20 protein-coding genes and 1 tRNA gene are annotated in these 20,324 nt (G+C 33.6%); 13 read left to right on the forward strand and 8 right to left on the reverse strand.

The window, feature by feature from the left end; all coding sequences use genetic code 11:
• Both AB4Y90_RS08145 and AB4Y90_RS08150 read left to right on the forward strand, forming a co-directional pair.
• Positions 1-1,280: DUF4153 domain-containing protein (locus AB4Y90_RS08145; protein ID WP_441556911.1), on the forward strand; the 1,280-nt coding region annotated here is incomplete at its 5' end.
• Between the two features lie 10 nt (positions 1,281-1,290).
• The gene (locus AB4Y90_RS08150; RefSeq protein WP_441556912.1) at positions 1,291-1,806 is read left to right on the forward strand and encodes a hypothetical protein; all 516 of its coding nucleotides are present in this window, start codon (positions 1,291-1,293) and stop codon (positions 1,804-1,806) included.
• 78 nt (positions 1,807-1,884) lie between these two features.
• On the opposite strand, the gene AB4Y90_RS08155 is transcribed toward AB4Y90_RS08150, so the two are convergent.
• The 5 genes from AB4Y90_RS08155 to AB4Y90_RS08175 form a co-directional block, all read right to left on the reverse strand.
• Complete coding sequence (locus AB4Y90_RS08155; RefSeq protein ID WP_441556913.1) at positions 1,885-2,052, reverse strand: hypothetical protein; 168 nt, start codon at positions 2,050-2,052, stop codon at positions 1,885-1,887.
• A 57-nt stretch (positions 2,053-2,109) separates the two neighbouring features.
• Positions 2,110-2,793: a hypothetical protein gene (locus AB4Y90_RS08160; protein WP_441556914.1), complete on the reverse strand. Its 684-nt coding sequence runs from the start codon at positions 2,791-2,793 to the stop codon at positions 2,110-2,112.
• A 44-nt stretch (positions 2,794-2,837) separates the two neighbouring features.
• The gene (locus tag AB4Y90_RS08165) at positions 2,838-3,005 is read right to left on the reverse strand and encodes a hypothetical protein (protein WP_441556915.1); all 168 of its coding nucleotides are present in this window, start codon (positions 3,003-3,005) and stop codon (positions 2,838-2,840) included.
• A gap of 206 nt (positions 3,006-3,211) precedes the next feature.
• Positions 3,212-3,661: a D-aminoacyl-tRNA deacylase gene (dtd, locus tag AB4Y90_RS08170; protein WP_441556916.1), complete on the reverse strand. Its 450-nt coding sequence runs from the start codon at positions 3,659-3,661 to the stop codon at positions 3,212-3,214.
• Positions 3,661-4,122 carry a hypothetical protein gene (locus AB4Y90_RS08175; RefSeq protein WP_441556917.1) on the reverse strand — a complete coding sequence of 154 codons (462 nt, stop codon included), beginning with the start codon at positions 4,120-4,122 and terminating at the stop codon, positions 3,661-3,663. Before AB4Y90_RS08175 ends, dtd begins: the two co-directional genes overlap by 1 nt.
• 109 nt (positions 4,123-4,231) lie before the next feature.
• On the opposite strand from AB4Y90_RS08175, the gene greA reads away from it, so the two are divergent.
• The 11 genes from greA to AB4Y90_RS08230 all read left to right on the forward strand — a co-directional run bounded on the left by greA (position 4,232) and on the right by AB4Y90_RS08230 (position 16,055).
• On the forward strand, positions 4,232-4,702 hold the full coding sequence (gene greA, locus AB4Y90_RS08180; RefSeq protein WP_441556918.1) for a transcription elongation factor GreA: 471 nt from the start codon (positions 4,232-4,234) through the stop codon (positions 4,700-4,702).
• 21 nt (positions 4,703-4,723) lie between these two features.
• On the forward strand, positions 4,724-5,113 hold the full coding sequence (locus tag AB4Y90_RS08185) for an HIT family protein (RefSeq protein WP_441556919.1): 390 nt from the start codon (positions 4,724-4,726) through the stop codon (positions 5,111-5,113).
• A 68-nt stretch (positions 5,114-5,181) separates the two neighbouring features.
• Positions 5,182-6,369 carry an ATP-dependent Clp protease ATP-binding subunit ClpX gene (clpX, locus tag AB4Y90_RS08190; protein ID WP_441556920.1) on the forward strand — a complete coding sequence of 396 codons (1,188 nt, stop codon included), beginning with the start codon at positions 5,182-5,184 and terminating at the stop codon, positions 6,367-6,369.
• 72 nt (positions 6,370-6,441) lie between these two features.
• On the forward strand, positions 6,442-8,442 hold the full coding sequence (locus AB4Y90_RS08195; protein WP_441556921.1) for a T9SS type A sorting domain-containing protein: 2,001 nt from the start codon (positions 6,442-6,444) through the stop codon (positions 8,440-8,442).
• A gap of 10 nt (positions 8,443-8,452) precedes the next feature.
• Complete coding sequence (locus AB4Y90_RS08200; protein ID WP_441556922.1) at positions 8,453-8,674, forward strand: signal peptidase; 222 nt, start codon at positions 8,453-8,455, stop codon at positions 8,672-8,674.
• 61 nt (positions 8,675-8,735) lie between these two features.
• Entirely contained in the window at positions 8,736-10,019 is a 1,284-nt protein-coding gene (locus AB4Y90_RS08205; RefSeq protein WP_441556923.1) for a peroxiredoxin family protein, read from the forward strand.
• A 44-nt stretch (positions 10,020-10,063) separates the two neighbouring features.
• Positions 10,064-10,137: transfer RNA gene (locus AB4Y90_RS08210), tRNA-Met, on the forward strand.
• Between the two features lie 271 nt (positions 10,138-10,408).
• Complete coding sequence (locus tag AB4Y90_RS08215; protein WP_441556924.1) at positions 10,409-10,690, forward strand: hypothetical protein; 282 nt, start codon at positions 10,409-10,411, stop codon at positions 10,688-10,690.
• Entirely contained in the window at positions 10,674-11,576 is a 903-nt protein-coding gene (locus AB4Y90_RS08220; protein WP_441556925.1) for a helix-turn-helix transcriptional regulator, read from the forward strand. Before AB4Y90_RS08215 ends, AB4Y90_RS08220 begins: the two co-directional genes overlap by 17 nt.
• A gap of 144 nt (positions 11,577-11,720) precedes the next feature.
• Positions 11,721-13,352, forward strand: a complete 1,632-nt coding sequence (locus tag AB4Y90_RS08225; protein WP_441556926.1) for a T9SS type A sorting domain-containing protein — start codon at positions 11,721-11,723, stop codon at positions 13,350-13,352.
• A 1,065-nt stretch (positions 13,353-14,417) separates the two neighbouring features.
• Positions 14,418-16,055, forward strand: coding sequence for a T9SS type A sorting domain-containing protein (locus AB4Y90_RS08230; protein WP_441556927.1), 1,638 nt, complete (start codon positions 14,418-14,420; stop codon positions 16,053-16,055).
• 663 nt (positions 16,056-16,718) lie between these two features.
• Here AB4Y90_RS08230 and AB4Y90_RS08235 read toward each other — a convergent pair.
• From AB4Y90_RS08235 to AB4Y90_RS08245, 3 genes are read right to left on the reverse strand one after another with little or no spacing between them, the layout of a single operon-like run.
• Entirely contained in the window at positions 16,719-17,786 is a 1,068-nt protein-coding gene (locus AB4Y90_RS08235; RefSeq protein ID WP_441556928.1) for a DUF3810 domain-containing protein, read from the reverse strand.
• Complete coding sequence (locus AB4Y90_RS08240; protein ID WP_441556929.1) at positions 17,776-19,548, reverse strand: MFS transporter; 1,773 nt, start codon at positions 19,546-19,548, stop codon at positions 17,776-17,778. Before AB4Y90_RS08240 ends, AB4Y90_RS08235 begins: the two co-directional genes overlap by 11 nt.
• A gap of 48 nt (positions 19,549-19,596) precedes the next feature.
• Positions 19,597-20,322 (reverse strand): lysophospholipid acyltransferase family protein, encoded by a 726-nt coding sequence (locus AB4Y90_RS08245; RefSeq protein ID WP_441556930.1) that lies wholly within the window; start codon positions 20,320-20,322, stop codon positions 19,597-19,599.
• Positions 20,323-20,324 lie beyond the last annotated feature (2 nt).

Below are 20,324 nucleotides of genomic sequence, written 5' to 3' on the forward strand. Positions count from 1 at the left end.
GTTTTGTTTTGTACTCAGTTTTAACGCTTATTAAAACCCCTGTAAGAAACCGCAGCAAAACTTTTTTTCTGCTCTTCGCTGCCGGAATTCTTTCAAGCTCTGCTTTTGCATGGTTTGGCGATTTCGCTTCGTTTGCCGCATTGATTATTTCACTTTTGCTGCTTTCTTTCAGATCTAAAAACAGGAGAATGAAAATTCTTTTTCTGATCCCTGTTTTTGTGGTCAATTTTTTCACTTTTATCTGCCGTTTTTTTAGCTTCCACGATTGGCTTCCCCAATATAATATTTCGGGTTTAGGAAAAAAAATATTTGCTTTTATATTAATTCCGTTTGCTTTCGTAGCCATATTTTTCGGGATTTATGCACTGGGAAGCGAGCATTTTGCAGGATTGTTTACAGATTATGAACTGGATATAAATCTTTGGCAGATTATATGTCTTGGTGCATTAGGATTTTTCATCGCTTTCAATTACTGGAGCTTTGTTGTAGAAAAATATTTATACAAACAAAATCATCTTTTAAATAATGATTTTCGTGCAAATGCCCAGGTTCAAAAACCAACTTATGCTTTTCTGGATCTTGCCACAGAAAGAATAAGCGGCGTCATTTCTTTGGTTTCTCTAATTATTTTACTGATCTTTTTTATCATTACTTATAATTACGAACAGTTTTACGAAGCCGTAAAAACTCCGGTTCAGCTTTCAGAAGAGACTCACGAAAGGGTAAATTCGGTAATTATCTCTATTATTATGGCAATTTTAGTTATCATGTTTTATTTTAAATCAAACTTTAATTTTGACCCTAAAGCAGGCTTGCTGAAAGTTTTAGCTAAAACCTGGCTCGTTCTGAATGCGGTACTTGTATTGTCTGCCTTTCTTAAAAATACAGAATACATCACAAATTATGGCTTTACTTATAAAAGGCTTGGCGTAGATGCATTTTTACTTTTAGCTTTGATTGGTCTTATTCTCACCTTTTTTAAAATTCAGTTTAAAAAAACAAATGCTTTCCTTTTTAACAGTATGAGCTGGTATTTTTATGGAATAATTTTAGCATGCAGTTTTATCAACTGGGGTGGTATCGTTACTTCCAGCAATATGAAGCGTTCAGATTTTGATGTAAAGTATCATATGAAAGATGCCAATTTCAACGAAAAATATCTTTTGAAATATGCTGAAGAAAAGAACGATTTAAAACTTAAAAAAGAGATTTTGGATCAGGTGAAAGCTGAAAAATCAACTACTTTCTTATCTAAAATCTTTTATTACGAAACTATTTAAACCAAATAATATGAAAAAGCAAGCTTTTATTTTGATTCCGTTGTTGATGTTTTCCTGTAAAAAGGAAGCAGCCGCAACTGATAAGGAAACAGATTCTGTTATCGTTTCTGAACAATCCGTCAATGCATCGAAACCAGATTCTCAGAATTTGAAAATCAATGAAGATACTTTAAAAAATAATAAAGTTGAGCTTACTGAAACCAAAAATGGGGAAATTATAAAAATTGTTGATGGCGAAAAGCTTCCTTTATTAATTGATGAAAAATTTACAGATAAAAATCAGAAGCTTATTATTAAAATTAAAAATTATGAGAAGACTGATCTGAAAGCTTCCGTTTTACCTGAAAATAACAACATGAACATTAGGTTTAACCAGATAAAAACACCTGACGGAAAATTTGACGGACCTTTTGGCAAAGACATTTCATATAAAATTCCTGAAAATGGTGATGTGTGGTTAATTATTGGCAAAAACCTTATGGCAGAAGGAGATTTAACTGGAAATTTTTCTGTGAGAATAGAATAGATTTGGTATAATTTATGCAACGGAACCGGTGAAAAATTAGTCGCTTCAAGATCGGCTATTGATACCAATTCTTCAAGTTTAAATCTGGATCTGAATAATGAAACAGGCTTCCTTGATTCTGTGGTGAAAAGCACCGGATTGACCGTAAGAACGGTTTACGAGCTTAAGAATCAGACAAGTTCTGATATGAATCTGAAAGTAGCTTTGAACTTTAGCAGTGTTCCGGTAAGGTAAAGTTAGTAACATAACCATCAAAAGCTTTCTTAGAATATAAGAAAGCTTTTGCTATATAAAGAATTTGTGTTACCTGATTTTGTAAATAGATAATTCTGCAGACTTATCTGAGATAGCTCCTAAATTAAGACCGCCTTGTACCAACCCAAACCGCAGTCTATCTCCTGCATTGAGTCTGTAAATATGGCTTATTTGTCCTTGTGTAAGCGTTATATTGATCACAACGAGATTAAGCGCAAGTATACCCGATAAATCTAATAAGTTAACCCCACCAAATACCCTGTAATCTAAAAGCGTATTTACAGCCGTTCCTCCGGAACCTACAGTTTTCACAATAGCAATTCCCGGAGGATTATTTGATAAAAGCTGGGCCGAAACTCCCTGTCCGGTTCTAAAACTATAATCAATATGATAAAGTCCGCTCGATGGTACTACGTATTCGTTGTTTACAATCTGGGTGGATGAAATTTCTGTAGTAACCGTACTTCCTGTAGTATTTAAAGGCAGATAATTAAATGTACTGGTGAATAGACCAAGACTGATATTGACAAGAGAAAGGTTGCCTCTGAATTTTGCCGCATAAGCACTTTTAGACATTCCTAAATCACTTTCGAAGACCTTGTTCCAGATTCCGCGGGTTGTATTGGGATGCGTGTAAAAGGCATCATACACAAAGAATCCTGAGCTTCCTACATCTTGAGTTTTGGGATCTGTAGTGGGATTAGGACTGGTAACAGGACTTGTTACATACACAATGGCTCCGTTCTGCGCTTCTGTATAAGCTGCTTCTTTTAGCCTTAGAGAATCTCCGGAAATTCTGGGGGGATAATACCGTCTGCAAAAGCAAGATCAGCTTTCTTTTGAACATGTAATGTCGACTTGGGATTTTCTGTGTTAATCCCCACTTGTGCGTTTAAATTGCACCCCATAATTAATAGGGCCACAATCAAGTAGCGGTTTTTCATAGTAATTTGCTTTTGGTTACCTAAAGGTAAATAAAAAAATACTATAAATTCAAATCGAGGTATGTTTTGTTGTTGATTTTAGTAATTATTAGTTATTTTACGGAGTTTTGTATGGGTTTTATTACGGTATTTTTGAGAATTTGATAAATTAATGTGTGGTATGCATAATTGTTTTTAAAAACGAGAGATTTTCATCTTATAATTTTTTATTGCTTTGTAATAGTATCCATTACGATCGTTACAGGTCCATCATTGGTTAGCGAAACTTTCATGTCTGCTCCAAAAATACCACTTTCAATTTTTAGATCAGATTTTGAAAGCTCCTCCTTGAAATATTCAAAAAGAGGAATTGCTTTATCGGGTTTTGCCGCTTTTATAAATGATGGGCGATTGCCTTTTTTGTAATCTGCAATTAAAGTAAATTGGCTGATGCATAATATTTCTCCATTGATGTCTTTAATCGATAAATTGAGTTTGCCGTTTTCATCACCAAAAATTCTGAGATTTAAAATCTTTTGTACAAGCCAGTCTGCATCTGTTTTTTCATCGTTTTCGTCGATCCCGATGAGAAGCATGAAACCTGTACTTATTTCCCCTACAATTTTTCCGTCTACTTTTACAGAAGCTTCAGAGACTCTTTGTATTACTGCTTTCATTAATTGTACAGGCTTAAATTTTTTGTCGAAGCATCATAATTCCAGAAATAAGTTTTGGGTGGTAGRGGAGAGACTGCAGTAGGTTGTCCGCTTATTAAAATCCAGGTTGAATTATCTTTCGGGCAAAAAATGCTGTTGTTGTCACTTTTTACTTCTAATGTAGTATTGTTATCAGGGCAAAGATGCGGTGCATTTCTGTCGTAAACCTTGAATTGAGCAGGCGTATCTGCTGTTCTCACCACAATCAGACCTCTTGTTCCTGATTGCTGCTCATCCACATAGATCCAGCCTCCAACAAAGTTCAGATTATTGTATAAAGCGAGATTCAGATTTAAGTTTACATTAATAGGAGTATTGGGAAAACAACTTACGGTATCTTCACGGCTGTTGCAAGAATTTATATTTAAAAAACTGAATATCAGAAAGGTGAGAATTGTAAGGCTTGAAAAAGTTTTTTTCATTTGAATATAAATTTTTATATATTTGTAAAACAATAACGATTAATAAACAAAAACATTGTCCGGCAAATGTCGGATAATTTTTTTTATACTAAAACTAAAATATAAAATTATGGCAAGCTATGTAACCAAGGAAGGTTTAGATAAAATGAAAGCCGAGCTTGAACAGTTAGAAAAAATAGAGAGACCAAAGATCACCCAACAGATTGCAGAAGCAAGAGATAAAGGTGACTTGTCTGAAAATGCAGAATACGATGCAGCCAAAGAGGCACAAGGAATGCTTGAAATGAGAATTTCTAAGCTTAAAGATATTGTTACGACTTCTAAAGTGATTGACGAGACGCAATTGGATACTTCTAAAGTTTCGATCCTTACCACAGTAAAGCTTTTAAATAACGATACAAAAAAAGAACAGATTTTCACATTGGTTCCTGATAATGAAAGTGATCTGAAATCGGGTAAGATATCTGTAAATACTCCTATTGCAAAAGGTTTACTGGGAAAAGTAATTGGCGAAACTGCAGAGATCGTACTTCCCAATGGAAATAAACTTTCTTTTGAGGTTTTAGATATAACTTTGTAAACCGAATTTAAAATTTTTAATATGAGTTCAATTTTCACAAAAATCATCAACGGAGAAATTCCTGCCTATAAAATTGCAGAAGATGAAAACTTTGTGGCATTTCTGGATGCAATGCCTTTGGTAAAAGGACATACTTTGGTTATTCCCAAAAAAGAGGTCGACCTTATTTTTGATATGGAAAGCGAAGAGTACAAAAATCTTTGGGCTTTTGCGCAAACCGTTGCGAAGAAAGTGAAAAAGGCAATCCCTTGTATAAGAGTAGGAGTTGCGGTTGTGGGATTAGAAGTTCCTCATGCTCATATTCATTTGATCCCGTTGAATAAAATGGAGGATATGAATTTCAGAAATGAAAGACTGAAACTTTCTGCGGAAGAATATTCCGAAATTCAAAATTCAATAATTAATTCTTAACAAATACAGAAGGTCGTAAAAAAGAAATTTTTTACGATTTTCTTTAATCATATACTTTTTATAAAAAGATGAATCCAAACCAATGTTCTTTTTGTGGTAAGAAAAGAAATGAAGTGCAAATGCTGATTTCTGGGCAGAATGGCTTTATTTGTGAAAACTGTATAGAGCAGGCGCATTCAATTGTAAAAGATACGGTTTCGCCGGCTGGGTTTTCACCTGCTGAATCTATTGATGAGCTTAAAAAACCAAAAGAAATAAAAGAATTTCTAAACCAATATGTGATCGGGCAGGATCAGGCAAAAAAACAGCTTGCCATTGCGGTATACAATCATTATAAAAGACTGCTTCATGCAAAAGACGAAAACAGGGAAGTAGAGCTTGAGAAATCAAACATCATTATGATTGGTGAAACCGGAACCGGAAAAACTCTTTTGGCGAAAACGATTGCTAAAGAACTGAATGTTCCTTTCTGTATTGTTGATGCAACAATTTTAACGGAAGCAGGTTATGTAGGAGAAGATGTCGAAAGTATTCTTTCAAGACTTTTAATGGTTGCAGACTATGATGTGGAAAAAGCGGAAAAAGGAATTGTTTTTATTGATGAAATTGATAAAATCGCCAGAAAATCTGATAACCCGAGTATTACAAGAGATGTTTCGGGTGAAGGTGTTCAGCAAGGTTTACTGAAGCTTCTGGAAGGAAGTATTGTAAATGTTCCGCCGCAGGGAGGAAGAAAGCATCCTGATCAAAAATACATTCAGGTAAATACACAAAATATTTTATTTATTGCAGGTGGAGCTTTTGACGGTATTAAAGAAATCATCGAAAGAAGAATGAATAAGCAGGCGATAGGTTTCAGCGCTGAAAAAATTAACAAAGTAGAAGAAGATGAATATGTTTTAACGAATATTAATGCAATCGATCTTCGGTCATTCGGATTAATTCCTGAACTTTTAGGAAGATTTCCTATCATCACTTACCTGGAAAAGCTTACGAAAGAAACAATGATCAGAATTATGAAAGAACCAAAAAATTCTATCATTAATCAATTTGTAGAACTTTTTAAAATGGACGGAACCAAATTGGTATTCACCGATGAAGCTGTAGAGGCTATCGTTGATGAAACTATGGAGAAAGGTTTAGGAGCCAGAGGATTGCGCGGAACTACCGAAAAAGTGCTGGAAGATTATATGTTTACGGTAGGAGAGCAGGATGAAATTGTTCTCACAAAAGATAATATTTTGATTATTAAGTGATTTTAATTTTTTTTTAGAAAAAATTTATATCTTTGTACCAAATATAGTGTTAACACAAAAACTATAGATACAATGAAAAAAAATTTATTAACAATCGGTGTTTTAGCGATTGGTTTATCTGTTCAGGCGCAGGTACTACTTCATGTAGACAATACAGCTAAAATGTATGTGAGTAACGGAACTCTCGTTTATAACGGAGGAGGTGTGCAAACTAAAGGAACCGGCAATATCGATCTGCATGGTAACATGATGGTTGTAGGCAGTGGTTCTGATGTATTGAGAACTATTAATACAGATTCATCTGTCAGAACCGATGGAGCGAATATAATCTTAAGGATCAACGATACTGCTTCCCCGGTTACCTCTTCTTATGGCCAGCTCTACATTAAAGGTGTCTCACAAGGTAATATTTCCGGTGTTGTTGATAAGGAGTATGCTGCTACAAGGCACGGTGCTTATCAGCAAATAGGTATTCCTTTTATTGGGAAAACATTCTCTAGTCTTAGTACCGACTTGGCCGGGAATTTTAATAATTCCAGATGGATGGGGCGAGAAATTCTTAAATGGAGTAATGCCGATCGAAGATTTGATGGTTCTATAATTCCATCTGCACCAATTACGAGTGGTTCTACAGCGGGTATTACAATAGATGTAAATTCTGCTGTTACTACTGCAGCTGACAAAACTGCTTATTACACATTGGGTGCGGCAACTATGAATCCTGTAACTTTACATACGGTAAAAGGTACGCCATATGCAGACGGAATAAGCGGTGCAGGAAATACAATATCTTTAATCCCGTCATCTGTTCCCGCTACATTTGGAGCTGGCGGTAATAACAGAAATATTTATCAGGAAAAGTACAATACATATATTTACGATCCTTTTGATAATGCTATTCCGTGGAATACTACAACAACTACTTTTGGTCAATTTTTCTATCAATTTTCTAATCCGTATTTAACCAACATCGATTTATCTATGATTGGCTTTACCGAAGCGGGAGTTGCTAATGATAATAATGCATTTACTAATATTTGGGGAATTGTAGTTGATCCACAAAATGTTACCTATAATACAACAACAGGAGGTACAACTTCTTATGCTGGTTCTCAGATGGTAACTTTTGATCCGAATACGCATAAACCAATAGGAAGTCTTACCGCTGCTTTAGTAGTGAGACCTTTAGGAACATTCAAGATTAAATTAAGAAATTCTACTCCTCAAGAGATGGATTTTGATAATCTTAGAAGATTTAACTATACTCCGAGAGCGGAAGGTACTTCTTATAGTGTTACTGCTGCTAAGAATACAACTACAGGTGCAATTAAGCAATTAGGTGTTTTAGCGCTGGATGCCAATGGCAATCAGATCGGAGAAACATATTATGTTGTTGCTCCGCAATTTACCACAGGTAATATTCCTAATGCCAGTGTATCTTCTGTACAGGCAATGACCAATACCTCTGCAATTATTCAGACTTTTGAAGAGGCTGCGAATGGTACTATTGACCAGAATTATTCATCTACATACAGATTGTACATTAATGAAGCCAATGAAGTAGATTATCTTGGTAAAAAAATTAACTTAAGCGTTTTCGGGCAAAATATAAGTTCTTTGAAATTTGAAATCAGAGATAATGTAGATTTGGTTCCCAATGCCACACATATATTATCCGGAGGTACTGGTTTTTATTACACGGTTGCAAATGGGCAAGCTGTGCAGATTAAACAAGGCGATGTCATTCCTGTAACAAATTCTAGCTACGGTCTTTATTATGGTGCGCCTCAGAATAATGGAACACTAAATACCAACGAAGTTAAACCTGAATCTAGAACATTAGTTGTTTACAACCCAAGTATCAAAAACTACATTGTTAGGTTTGACCCGGCTTGGAAATCTGCTTCGGTTGAAGTTTTTGATGCAAGTGGAAAGCTGGTTGTTTCAGAAAAATCGGTGAAAACAGATGGTGATTATGTAATTAAACTGGATTCATCAATAAAAGCTGCTTATATTGTAAAAGTTGTGGGTAACGACGGCAATACTGTAAACACCAAAATATTAATTAAATAAAACAAACAGCATGATGAGATTTTTTAATAAAAAAATACTTTTGTTACTTTCTGTATTGGCTGTTAGTATTATGAAGGCTCAAGATACACCTGGTGCTCCATGTGATATTCCTGGTTTTCCCCCTTGTGAAAGACCTACTTCCCCAATTGATATGTACGTTTATGTATTAGCGATTGTTGCAATTCTTGGAATTGCTTATTTTGCAAAAAAATATAAAACTCAAAAAATATAAAAATTGTATTAAAATATTTGAAACTCTCTGATTACTCGGAGAGTTTTTTTATTTTTACATTATGAAAAAGATACTTCTATTGTCGGGAATGCTGTTGGCATTTTCTATTAAAGCGCAGTTTTCTGTAAATATTCAGTCGCAACCAGATTTTAATGAGCAAGAAGCTATTTTGTACACATTGAATGGTTCGAAGGATATTATCGTCACCAAAGAAAAAAGTAAAGGAAATGTTTGGGTTTTTAAATATCCTAAAAGTTATTCCGGTATGATGAAAGTATATTTTCCAAATACCAATAATACTGTAAGTTTTATCTCGGAAAATAAAAATATCAGCATTCAGCTTGAAACAAAAGCAAATAAAATAAAGAATATAATTTATCAGGATGAGTCGAATGAGCTGATGAATTCTATTCAGGAGTCATCTCAGAAAAAAGAAATCATTCTTCCCGCTTTAGTTCAGATTAAAGAATATTATAAAGATAATACGGAATTTGGGAAAGCATTAATCAGTGAGATGGGGAGGTTGTCCGGAACAAGCAATATAGATCAGGCTAAACATCCGTTTGTATATTATTATCATACGAATTATAATAAATTCCTTTCCAATAATCCTGCAAACAAGATTACTCAGGAAGATATCGTCAATTTTATCGATAAATCAAACGATATGTTGGAGAGTTCATCTCTTTTACGTCCTATTTTAGTATCTTATCTTAATGTAGGAGGAAATACTAATGTTACTACTTCTGTAGATACCTTGATTAATAGATTAAATGTTGAAACACCGAGAGGGCAAACCGTGCTTTCGGAACTGATTGATATCTTTGATGTGTATGACATGAGTGATTTTAAAACTAAATATCTCACCCTTGCAAAAGGTTTAAAATGTACTATAAATGATCGTTTGGCATCTACCATAAAATCTAATGCTGCAACCGACATTGGTGCTACTTTTCCYGTTTATAAATTTCATTCTCCGGTAAACACTACTGCTAAGACAATTGCTGATGTAAAGGCTGATAAAAAAGTGATCGTTTTTTGGTCTTCAACCTGCTCGCATTGCGAAAATGAATTGCCACAGCTTTTAACTAAATACAAAGATTTGCAGGCAAAAAATATCCAGGTTATCGGGATGTCTTTAGATACTGATAAAAATGCTTATACCACTAAAATTGCGGCTTTCCCTTGGATCAATGATTCGGAATTAAGAGGATGGAACAGCTCTTTTGCAGAAATTTATAATATTCATGCAACACCTACGTATTTTATTTTGGATGCTAACAATAAGATTATCAGCAAGCCCAGTCATGTTGGTGATGTTTTAGAATATTTTAAGCTAAAATAATTTTGGAGGTTAGTAAATATTTTCTATATTTGCACCACCAAAACGGCGAGGTAGCTCAGTTGGTTAGAGCGCAGGATTCATAACCCTGAGGTCACGGGTTCAATTCCCGTCTTCGCTACAATATTAAACCGCAATACATTGATTATCGATGATTGCGGTTTTTTTGTGCAAAATATTCAGAATAATTTTTACATTCAACCCTCACAGATTCTTAAATTGTATTCTTTAAATTTAGATTCTTCTATTTTTATATAAGTTATAAAAAACAGTCTATAAGGAGTTAATTTATTTTAGCAATTAATTTATACTCCCGATTAAAAAATATTTTATAAATTTAGATGATAATTAGAAGTTTAAGTAGTGATTGGGGATATTTTTTATATTAAATGATGAAAAGAAAGTTATTTTTTGGTTTTATTTTTTTTAGCCTTCTCAATTTTTGCAATGCGCAAAATAGAAAGCCTTATGCAGTTTACCTAGATTCTGCCAATACCACTAAATATAAAGATGGAGGAAAAGTTGATTTGTATATCCAAAAAGCTAAGAAGCTTGCTCCCGATCAAGATATGGGAGATTTTTATCTTAAAACCACCCAGATTTATATTGATATCAATCATTTTGACGAAGCATTAGAATACTGCACCAAAGCAAGATATGGAAGCAAACTATAATGCCAATTATAATCTTGCCAAGTTTTATATTGAACAAAAACAGCCTTCTGAAGCTTTGTTTTATGCTAAGCGAACAGGGAATTTTTTCAACAAAAATTCTGTAACCTTCAGCAGTATTAGGTACTTTAATAATCTTTATAAAGCATATGAACTAAATGGCGATTATAAAAATTCTGTCATTGCCTATTCAAAATATGATTCTATAAGGGATCTTATGAATATTGAAGAAAAAGCTGTAAATGTTGAAAGAATAAAAGCTGAACATGAATATGAGCTAAAACAGAAGCTGAGCAGCCTTAAGCAGGAAAAAAGAAATTTAATTTATATTGTAATACTGATTGTTTTTCTGCTGATCGTGGTGATCAGTATTTTGTATACAATAAACTACAGAAATAAAAACGAAGCTTTGAATCTTGAGAAAAAACTCGTGGAAGCAAGAGAAAAAGAATTGGAGTTTGATAACCATATGAAAGAAAAACTATTGGTATATCAATCGATGGAGCAGCAAAAAGTCGATTCAATCTTTAAATCAATTTTAGAAAAGGTAAATACACTGAAAATAAAATACCAGCATGCGGAAGAGATTTCAGAAATCATTAATGAAATTAAAATAAGTGTAAAACCAAATACCTGGGAAGATTTTGAATATCATTTTTTACAGATTCATGAATCTTTCTATAAGAATTTAGAACTAAAACATCCTAATCTTACCAATTATGATAAAAGATTGGCGGCAATGTTAAAACTGAGATTATCAACTAAAGAAATTTCGAATTTATTAAATGTGACTCCTAAAACCATAGAAAATTCACGTACAAGACTTCGGAAAAAATTAGATCTTACCAATACAAAAGAAGATTTATCTAAATATCTGGATGAATTTTAATTAACTGTAATTCAGAGACTTAAGCTTTGATATGTGGTGAGTATGTGTCCGATTTTTAATTTTAGGTGGTAACTATGTAATGTTTTTTAATTGTATTTTCAAAATACTTTATTCCTTTGTTTAAGAGAAAAATAATAGAGAGATATGAAAAAATTAATTACATTATTATGTACGGGTCTCATGATTTCTGCAGCACATGCACAGTGGAATCCTAATACAGATCAAAATTTATTTATTGCGAATCCCGGAAATGGCGCTTCGTTCTCCACCACAACTAATGATGGTAAAACATTTATTTTATACATGAAGCAAGTTCCGGCACCTGCAAATTTTGAACTATGGCTTCAGATTTTAGATCAGAATGGTAACAAGCAGTTAGGAACAGATGGAATGTTGCTAAGCAATACAATTCCGATGAGTACTTTTACAGGAAATTGGAAAACAGCGGTTGATTCAGCAAATAACGTCTACGTATCAGTTAGCGGAACAGGAACAGGCATTCCTGTACGTCTTTTTAAAATTAATTCCCAAGGTACCTCAGTATGGCCAGATGGGATTAATGCGGGACAAGGCTATGTATCTGATATTTGCCCTTTGGCAAATGGTGATATTGCAATAGGATATGCTCCAACAACCCAGTCACATATGGTTGTACAGAGATACAATCCTGCAGGTCAACCGGTATGGGCAAATCCTGTGAGTATTGTATCTGATGATGCCACCAAAAAGACAGAACCTGCCAATATTTATGAGCTGGCTAATAATGAGATTGAAGTTATTTTTCACAAGAAGCTAACTGCTACATTAAGCCATCTTTTTGCTCAAAAACTAGATGCAAACGGAAATATACAATGGGCAGACGGCGCTAAGCAGATTTCTACTCAGACCACCGCTTCCAATGCTTTATTTTCAGGTTTTGCTGATGGTAACAATGTGTATTATGGTTATACTAGCGGGCAAAACAATCGTTTCGATTCATATTTACAAAGAATAAACCCAGATGGTAGTATACCTTGGGGAGTAAATGGAAAAGATTTTGATATTAACCAAACCAACTTTGAAAAAAATATGAAAGTGGCTTTTCAGCCGGGTTCTCAACATATATGGGCAATTGCAAATTACACCGGAAGTTCACAGGGGAGTGGAGGCGAATATGTACAAAAGTTTGACAAAGATACTGGTAATAGACTATTTACTGATAATGCAAAACAAGTTTTTCCTCTGTCTACTGATATGATGATGCATGCAGATAACCTGCAGTTAGTAGATGGAAAACCTTACTTTGTAGTAGAAAAAATAAATGGAGCTTCGCCTATCACAACTTCTTTAAATGCTGTTTTGTTGGATGATAATGGTGACTTTGCATGGCCTCAACAGTACATTCCTATGGCTACTTTGAATAGACCTAAAAGCTATATTAATGTTTTGAAGCCTATCAATAATAGAAGTGTAATTGTATTTAAAGAAGAAAAAACAGCTGTTCAACTTGCTAATCCGTTTGTTTATGCGCAAAGTCTTGTACTTCCAGCCACATCATTAGGTACTCGTGATATTGTAAAAACAAAAAACATTACATTATATCCAAATCCTGCTACAGATTTTATACATGTAAGCGGAGTAGATGATTCTGATTTTGTAATTTATAATGCAGCTGGTCAGTTGGTGAAATCCGGAAAAATGCAGAAGGGAGAAATTGCGGTACATGATCTGGTAAAAGGTCAGTACATTCTGAAAATAAACGGTCAGGAAAAAGCAATGAAATTCTTAAAAAAGTAAATAAAAGTAAAAATAGAAAGAAATTGGTGACTGTAATTATTAATGATTTACAAAATTTTAATAAGAGGCTTTCAGCTGGTTATTGAAAATTAATATTATTAAACCATATTCCATTAGACCTAAAATTTTTTTAGGTCTTTTTTTTTTCGCAATTTTTTAGTAAGCTCAGTGCGGAATAAACATTAAATGYCTATTTTRCTTTATCCAAATATGATTCKTCRCAATACTRTTTTYAACGAARCCATGCGATTTTAAAGACTATAATAATYCKGTTTTAAAAGCTTTTTACTATYCAATCTGGGTAAGCTTTTCTTTAGCAAWAAAGAATTTGYCCAGGMAGAAAAATATTTGCTTRAATCMAAAAATAWTTTGGAACAGAATAAGGTTGAAGATATGGAAGCAAACTATAAWGCCAATTATWATCTTGCCAAGTTTTATTAAAGAAAAAGAGTCTTCTGAAGCTTTGTTTTATGCTAAGTGAACACAGAATTTTTCAACAAAAATTCTGTAACCTTTGGTAGTATTAGATACTTTAATAATCTTTATAAAAGCATATGAACTAAATAAAGATTGCAAAAATTCTGTCAGTGCCTATTCAAAATGGGGATCTTATGAATATTGAAGAAAAAGCTGTAAATGTAGAAAGAATAAAAGCTGAACTGTAAAGCCAAATACACGAAAAGATTTTGAATAATTTTTTCAGATTTATAAAACCCTTCTATAAACATTTAGAACAAATCTTACTAACTATGATAAAAGATTGGCGGCAATGCTAAAGCTTAGATTTTCGATTAAAGAAATTTCAAATTTATTAAGCTTTACTCTTAAAACCTTAGAAAATTCACGTACAAGACTTCGGAAAAATTAAATCTTGCCAATACAAAAGAAGACTTATCTAAATACTTAAATTAATTTTAATCTATTGTACATCAATTGTTTAAATTTTAATATGTGGTGAATATGTGTTATTTACTTAATTGATAGGTGGTAATTAGGTGATGCTTTTAAGTTGTATTATCAAAAATACTTTTTTACTTCGTTTATGACAAATATAATTATAGAGATATGAAAAAATTAATTACATTATTATTCACCGGGTTTGTAATTTCTGCATTGCATGCGCAATGGAATCCAAACACCGATCAAAATTTATTAGTAACTAGTCCCGGAGATGGTGGTCAATTTTCAAGAACTACGAGTGACGGGAAAACATATGTTTGTTTTTGGAAGCAGGTAGCTGCTCCTACAAATTATGAATTAAGAGTTCAGATTTTAGATCAGAATGGTATTAGCCAGTTAGGAACAGATGGTTTATTGCTTACTAACCAGCTTCCAATGTCAACCTTTTCTGTTGCTGAAGGAACGGCAATAGACTCTTCCGATAACCTGTATATTGCTGTGACAGGTACGGGAACGGGTAATCCTGTAAATGTTTTTAAAGTTACACCTCAAGGTACATCCGTATGGCCAAATGGGATAAATGTAGGTGACGGATTTATTCCGACAGTTTTACCGTTGTCAAATGGCGATATTATTGTAGGACAGATGCCTGATAATCCTCAGACGTATATGAAAGTTCAGAGATATAATGCTGCAGGTCAGCCGGTTTGGGCTAATCCTGTTAATATTGTCTCTGATGTTGCTGCCAATAAAACGGCTCCTGCTGATTTTTTTGAGCTTCCGAATAATGAAATTGAAATTATTTTCCATAAAAGAATCGGTTTCGGTACCACCAGCTATTTGTTTGCTCAAAAAATAGACTTCAATGGAAATCTTATCTGGAGTGATGGAGCAAAGCAAATTTCTACAAAACCTACATTTTATAATACTAAATATTCTGGTGTAGTAGACGGAGATGTAGTATATTATGGCTACAGCAGTGGTGAAAATAACAGGTTCGATTCTTATTTGCAAAGAATTAATTCTGACGGTAGCCTACCTTGGGGAGTATTCGGAAAGGATTTTGATACTAACCAAACCAACTTTGAAAAAAATATGAAAATTGCATTTGCTCCGGGATCGCAGGTTATTTGGGCAATTTCTGAATATACATCAAGCGGTCAGGGACAAACAGGAGAATATATTCAAAAGTTTGATAAAAATACCGGTAACAGACTTCTTACTGACAATGCAAAACAAGTATTTCCAATATCAAATAATACCATGAGCAGTGCAGGTAACTTGCATTTGGTAAATAATAATCCCTATTTTGTAGTACAGAGGAAAATTACACAAGGTCTTTTGCTTTATAGCTTAAATGCTGTTTTGTTGGATGCTAATGGCGATTTTACATGGTCACAGCAATATATTCCAATGGCTACTTTCAACGGAGATAAAACGCATGTAAATGTTTTAAAACCGATTAATAATCAGGCAGTAATTGTTTTTAAGGAGAAGAGAAGTGCTGATCCTGCTGTTAATGCAGATATTTATGCGCAAAATCTGATTCTTCCTGCTTCAAACTTAGGAACAAATGATATTGTAAAAACAAAAGACATTACATTATATCCAAATCCTGCTACAGATTTCATTCATGTTGATGGAGCAGATGATTCTCATTTTGTAATTTATAACGCAGCAGGTCAGTTGGTGAAATCAGGAGAAATGCAGAAAGGAGAAATCGCAGTTCATGAGCTTGTAAAAGGTCAGTACATTCTGAAGCTTAAAGGTCAGGAAAAAGCAATGAAATTCTTAAAAAAGTAAATAAAAGTAAAAATAGAAAGAAACTGGTAACTGTAATTATTAATGATTTACAAAATTTAGTAAGAGGCTTCAGCCGGTTATTAAAAATTAATATTATTAAACCATATTCCATTAGACCTAAAATTTTTTTAGGTCTTTTTTTATACCTGATTTTTAGTAAATCTTATTAGGTGGAAACATTTTACTTAATCTTTCTCTAAGTTTAAATTTGCATAAATTTTATTCAAAATTATTGCCTATTGATAATTTATGTTTCTTTTTGAAGCATAAATGTCTGAAAATTGAAATCAATTATGATTTTTACAATGCAAATTTGATGCTTTAAGAGTAGAATTATGTGAAAAATAGTTAAAATTTTAAGCTTAATATTATTTACTTGCTTTTTAATTATTATCAATTTCAATAAAAATTTTTCACTAAAATTACTTTTGTAACCGATTGTACAAGACATATATTTAAATCATAATAAAGAGATAAAATAAAATCTGAAAAAATAAAATCATAAAATTTTCATAAAAATTGAATAAAAAGCAGGGGTAAATTTTGAATTTTAAAAAAATGTCGTACTTTTACAGTGCCTTGAATGAGGGAACAAGTCAAGGTAATAAATTTTTTTTCATCATTTGTGTTTTTAGAATCGTATCGCCTGATACGATTCTTTTTTTATGAAGTATGCAAACTTTTGTAACGCACAAGAAGATCGATGAAATAAGAATAGGTAACTGCACCTTCCTGCTGATTACTTTTAAGAAAAAGATTATTGGTAAATCCGAAAAAGTCATTAAGGTATCCCCGATGTTCTGCCACAAATTTCTTTTCATATAATCGGTCCCGCTTCATTCCTTCAGAATAATTTTCAAGAGCTGTTTTTACAAACTTTTCATCTTCATTAACGATAGAATTTAATAAGCTTTTCAATGTGAAATATTCTGTACTGTATCGTAGTTCAGGGTTTTTTGAGTCTACACCAATAAGGTATCCAATAAAATTAGCTTCCTGCTCTCTGGCAAATCCCAATTGATGAGAACTTTCATGCGAAAGGGTAAATGGAAGATAAGAAGAAGGAAGTTCAGCATTGAACTGGGCTTCTGCAGTAAAAGGATTGTAATATCCCAAAATGCCTGTAAAGCTCATTGTTTTTCCAAATAAGCTGGGTTTAAATGAATTGCTTTCGCTGTTCTTTTTTTGACTGATAAAAACTGGAAATGTTTTTTGACGGTAAAGAATTTCTTTTTGAATTGCGTTTAAATCGGTAATTACAAAAACTCCGTTCTTATCTTCAGCAACGAGTTTTCTGGTTGCCTTCGATTTTTCAAGATATTCTAAAGCCAATGCTTTTCTTCGTTCTAATGTAACTTCAGTTTTTGGAAGCTTTGCAACGATTGGAGTCTGGAAATAAAGCATTCCCCAAAATACCTGATAAATAAAATAAGCAATATTTAAAACAACCAATATTTTAAGCAAAGCATTATTTCTGGTTTTCTTTTTAAAAAGTTTAATGATTAAATAAATCAATAAAATTCCCAATAAAATATACAGCAAGTCTCCAAAAGAAAAAGGAATCCATGCAAATAAGATCTGATGGATTTTTTTCTGAAATTCAAATAAATTTTCAAAAAACGAAACGGCAAATTTCAGTTTTGAAAAGGTATAGAACAAAAGAAATTGGGCAAGTAAAATACCCGCCCAAAATCCCTTTTTTTTATATGTTTTTGTAGTATTAATGTGCACCTTCAGATTCTAAAACGTCAACATCAATCCCTTGTTTGCTTAAGGTCTTCTTTGCAAGATAAGCAAATAGGGTAATATAAGCAAAGCAAAGTACCGGGATAATATAAGAGCTGTGGATTCCGATAATATCAGAAAGTTTTCCCTGTAATGGAGGGATAATTCCGCCTCCCAAGATCATCATTACCAAAAATGCAGAACCTTGAGCAGTATATTTTCCTAATCCTGTGATCGCCAGAGTAAAAATCGACGGCCACATAATGCTGCATGCAAGACCTCCTGACAAGAATGCATAAATAGCAAAGTTTCCTGTCGACATTAAACCTACAATCATAGCAATAACTCCAAATAAACCGAAGATAATAAGCGTTAAAGCCGGTTTGTTTTTACTCACCAAAAATAAAATTACCTGAATAACGATGCAGATTGCATAATAATAAAGATTAGACATATCTTTCTGCGCAATTACATTAATTCCTATAATCACTAAGAAAGCCACAAACGGAACTATAATCGTTGCAATCATCTGTTGTTGTTTATTAAGATTGAAAACGGTAATTGCACCGGCCCATCTTCCGATCATTAAGCTTCCCCAATACATCGAGATGTAAGGCGCCAAATCTGAAGACTGGTGTCCTCCGAATTCAGGCAAGCTTAAAAGTTCACCCAGATTACTTCCGATGGCTACTTCTACACCTACATAAGAAAGAATGGCAAGCATTCCCAAAACAAGTTGCGGGTATTTCATGGCTCCCCATCCTTCAGGATTTTTCTTAGAGCTTGTATTTGCATAAACAAGACAAAGAATTACAGCTAACAAAGCACCACCTAAATAGTACATTCTTGTTTTTTCCAAAGGATGTTTTACTTCCTGTAATTCAGCTTTTTTAGTGTCAATATTTTGCTGAATAGTTGCTATTGTTGCAGCGTCGGTTTCAGTTTTTATATTGTTGTCTAAAACCGTTATTTCATTACCTAAAACTTCGATCTTTTTAGCAGCATCAGAATTATAACTCGCAAATACAGGAATGAAGCAAAGGATTACCAAAACCGTCATTGCAATCAGGTTTTTTCTTGCTTTTCCTGCTTTTTCCATGGGTTCTGTAGAAATTCCTGCAGGCAGTCTTTTAGAAAAATGAAAAACTCCGGCAGCAATTAAAAATAACGCTCCAACAGCAGTATATAATAAAATTACTTTGTCTAAAGCTAAATGTTTAATCTGATCGTCATCAACCGTTGCAGTAGTTCCGAAAAGAGCCAGACCAACGATGATTGGACCGATTGATGTACCAAAAGAGTTTACTCCGCCTGCAAGGTTTTGTCGGCTGGTTCCGGTTTTAGGATCTCCCAGCAAAACGGCAAAAGGGTTTGCTGCAGTCTGCTGAATAGAGAAACCCAGCGCTACAACAAATAATCCGATCAGCATTCCGTAATAAACATTTGCTTTCACCGCAAGTATCATAATGGCAGCTCCGATCGCGGAAAGGAGAAGGCCGTAAACGATACTTTTTTTGTAGCCCCATTTTCCTATGATGTCGATACCTTTAATCGTGCTGAAGATGAAAAGCAATAATGCTCCCAAAAAGTAAGCCGTGTAAAAAGCAAAATCGATAAGCTGCGACTGGAACTGATCGAGTGAAAAATAATTTTTACAGAAAGGAATAAAAATGCTGTTTCCTGCTGCAATAAAACCCCAGAAGAAAAACACTAAAATCAGTGTATAAAGTGCAGGGTAATTGGTAGGTTGAGTAGTAGTCTTTGRCATATTTGTTAAAAATAAATTCTTAATAACAAATATATATTTTTTATGTGATTAACTGCGTTCTGTTAATGTTTTTTTTATTGTCTCAAAAGCAGACAGTTTTAAATCTTTCGGAGTATTGGTCGGTTCTAAAATATCGTTGAAATAGACTTTTACTTTCCCGGGATAGCCTTTAGAATTATCAAACGGAAACATTTCCTTCAAACCGATAAAAGTAAAAACGGCAATAGGAGAGTGATGTTTTGATGAAAGTGTAAATGCACCATCTTTAAAATCATCCAAAATAATAGAAGTGTCATCGGGAACTCCGCCTTCCGGGAAAATTACAATGCTGTTGCCTTCTTCCATTTTTTCGGCACATCTTCTGTAAACATCGGCGCGGCTTCTGGCGCTGCTTCGGTCTACCATTACGCAAATTCTTTTATAAATCGTTCCGAAAATCGGAATTTTTACCAATTCTTTTTTACCGACATAGCAAAGCTGGTGATCGGGGAACAAAATGCAGGGAAGCATAATATCCATGATCGAGGTGTGGTTTGAAATAATAACGTATTGCGTGTTTTTATCGATCTTTTTATCGGTAAGATTAATGAGCTCATATCTTAAACCCATTCCGAAAAACATTCCGTAACACCAGATTCTTATAAAACCATGCGCATATTTGAAGGTGCTTTTCTTTAAAGATAAGATATAGACCGGTATTCCCAGAATAATAGTCAGAAAAAATGCCAGTATCAGCAGCCAGAATCTCCAGAGATAATTTAAAATTGTAGTCACAA

Origin of the sequence: Chryseobacterium sp. 2TAF14 (assembly GCF_052115105.1) — a bacterium.
Lineage (GTDB): Bacteria > Bacteroidota > Bacteroidia > Flavobacteriales > Weeksellaceae > Chryseobacterium.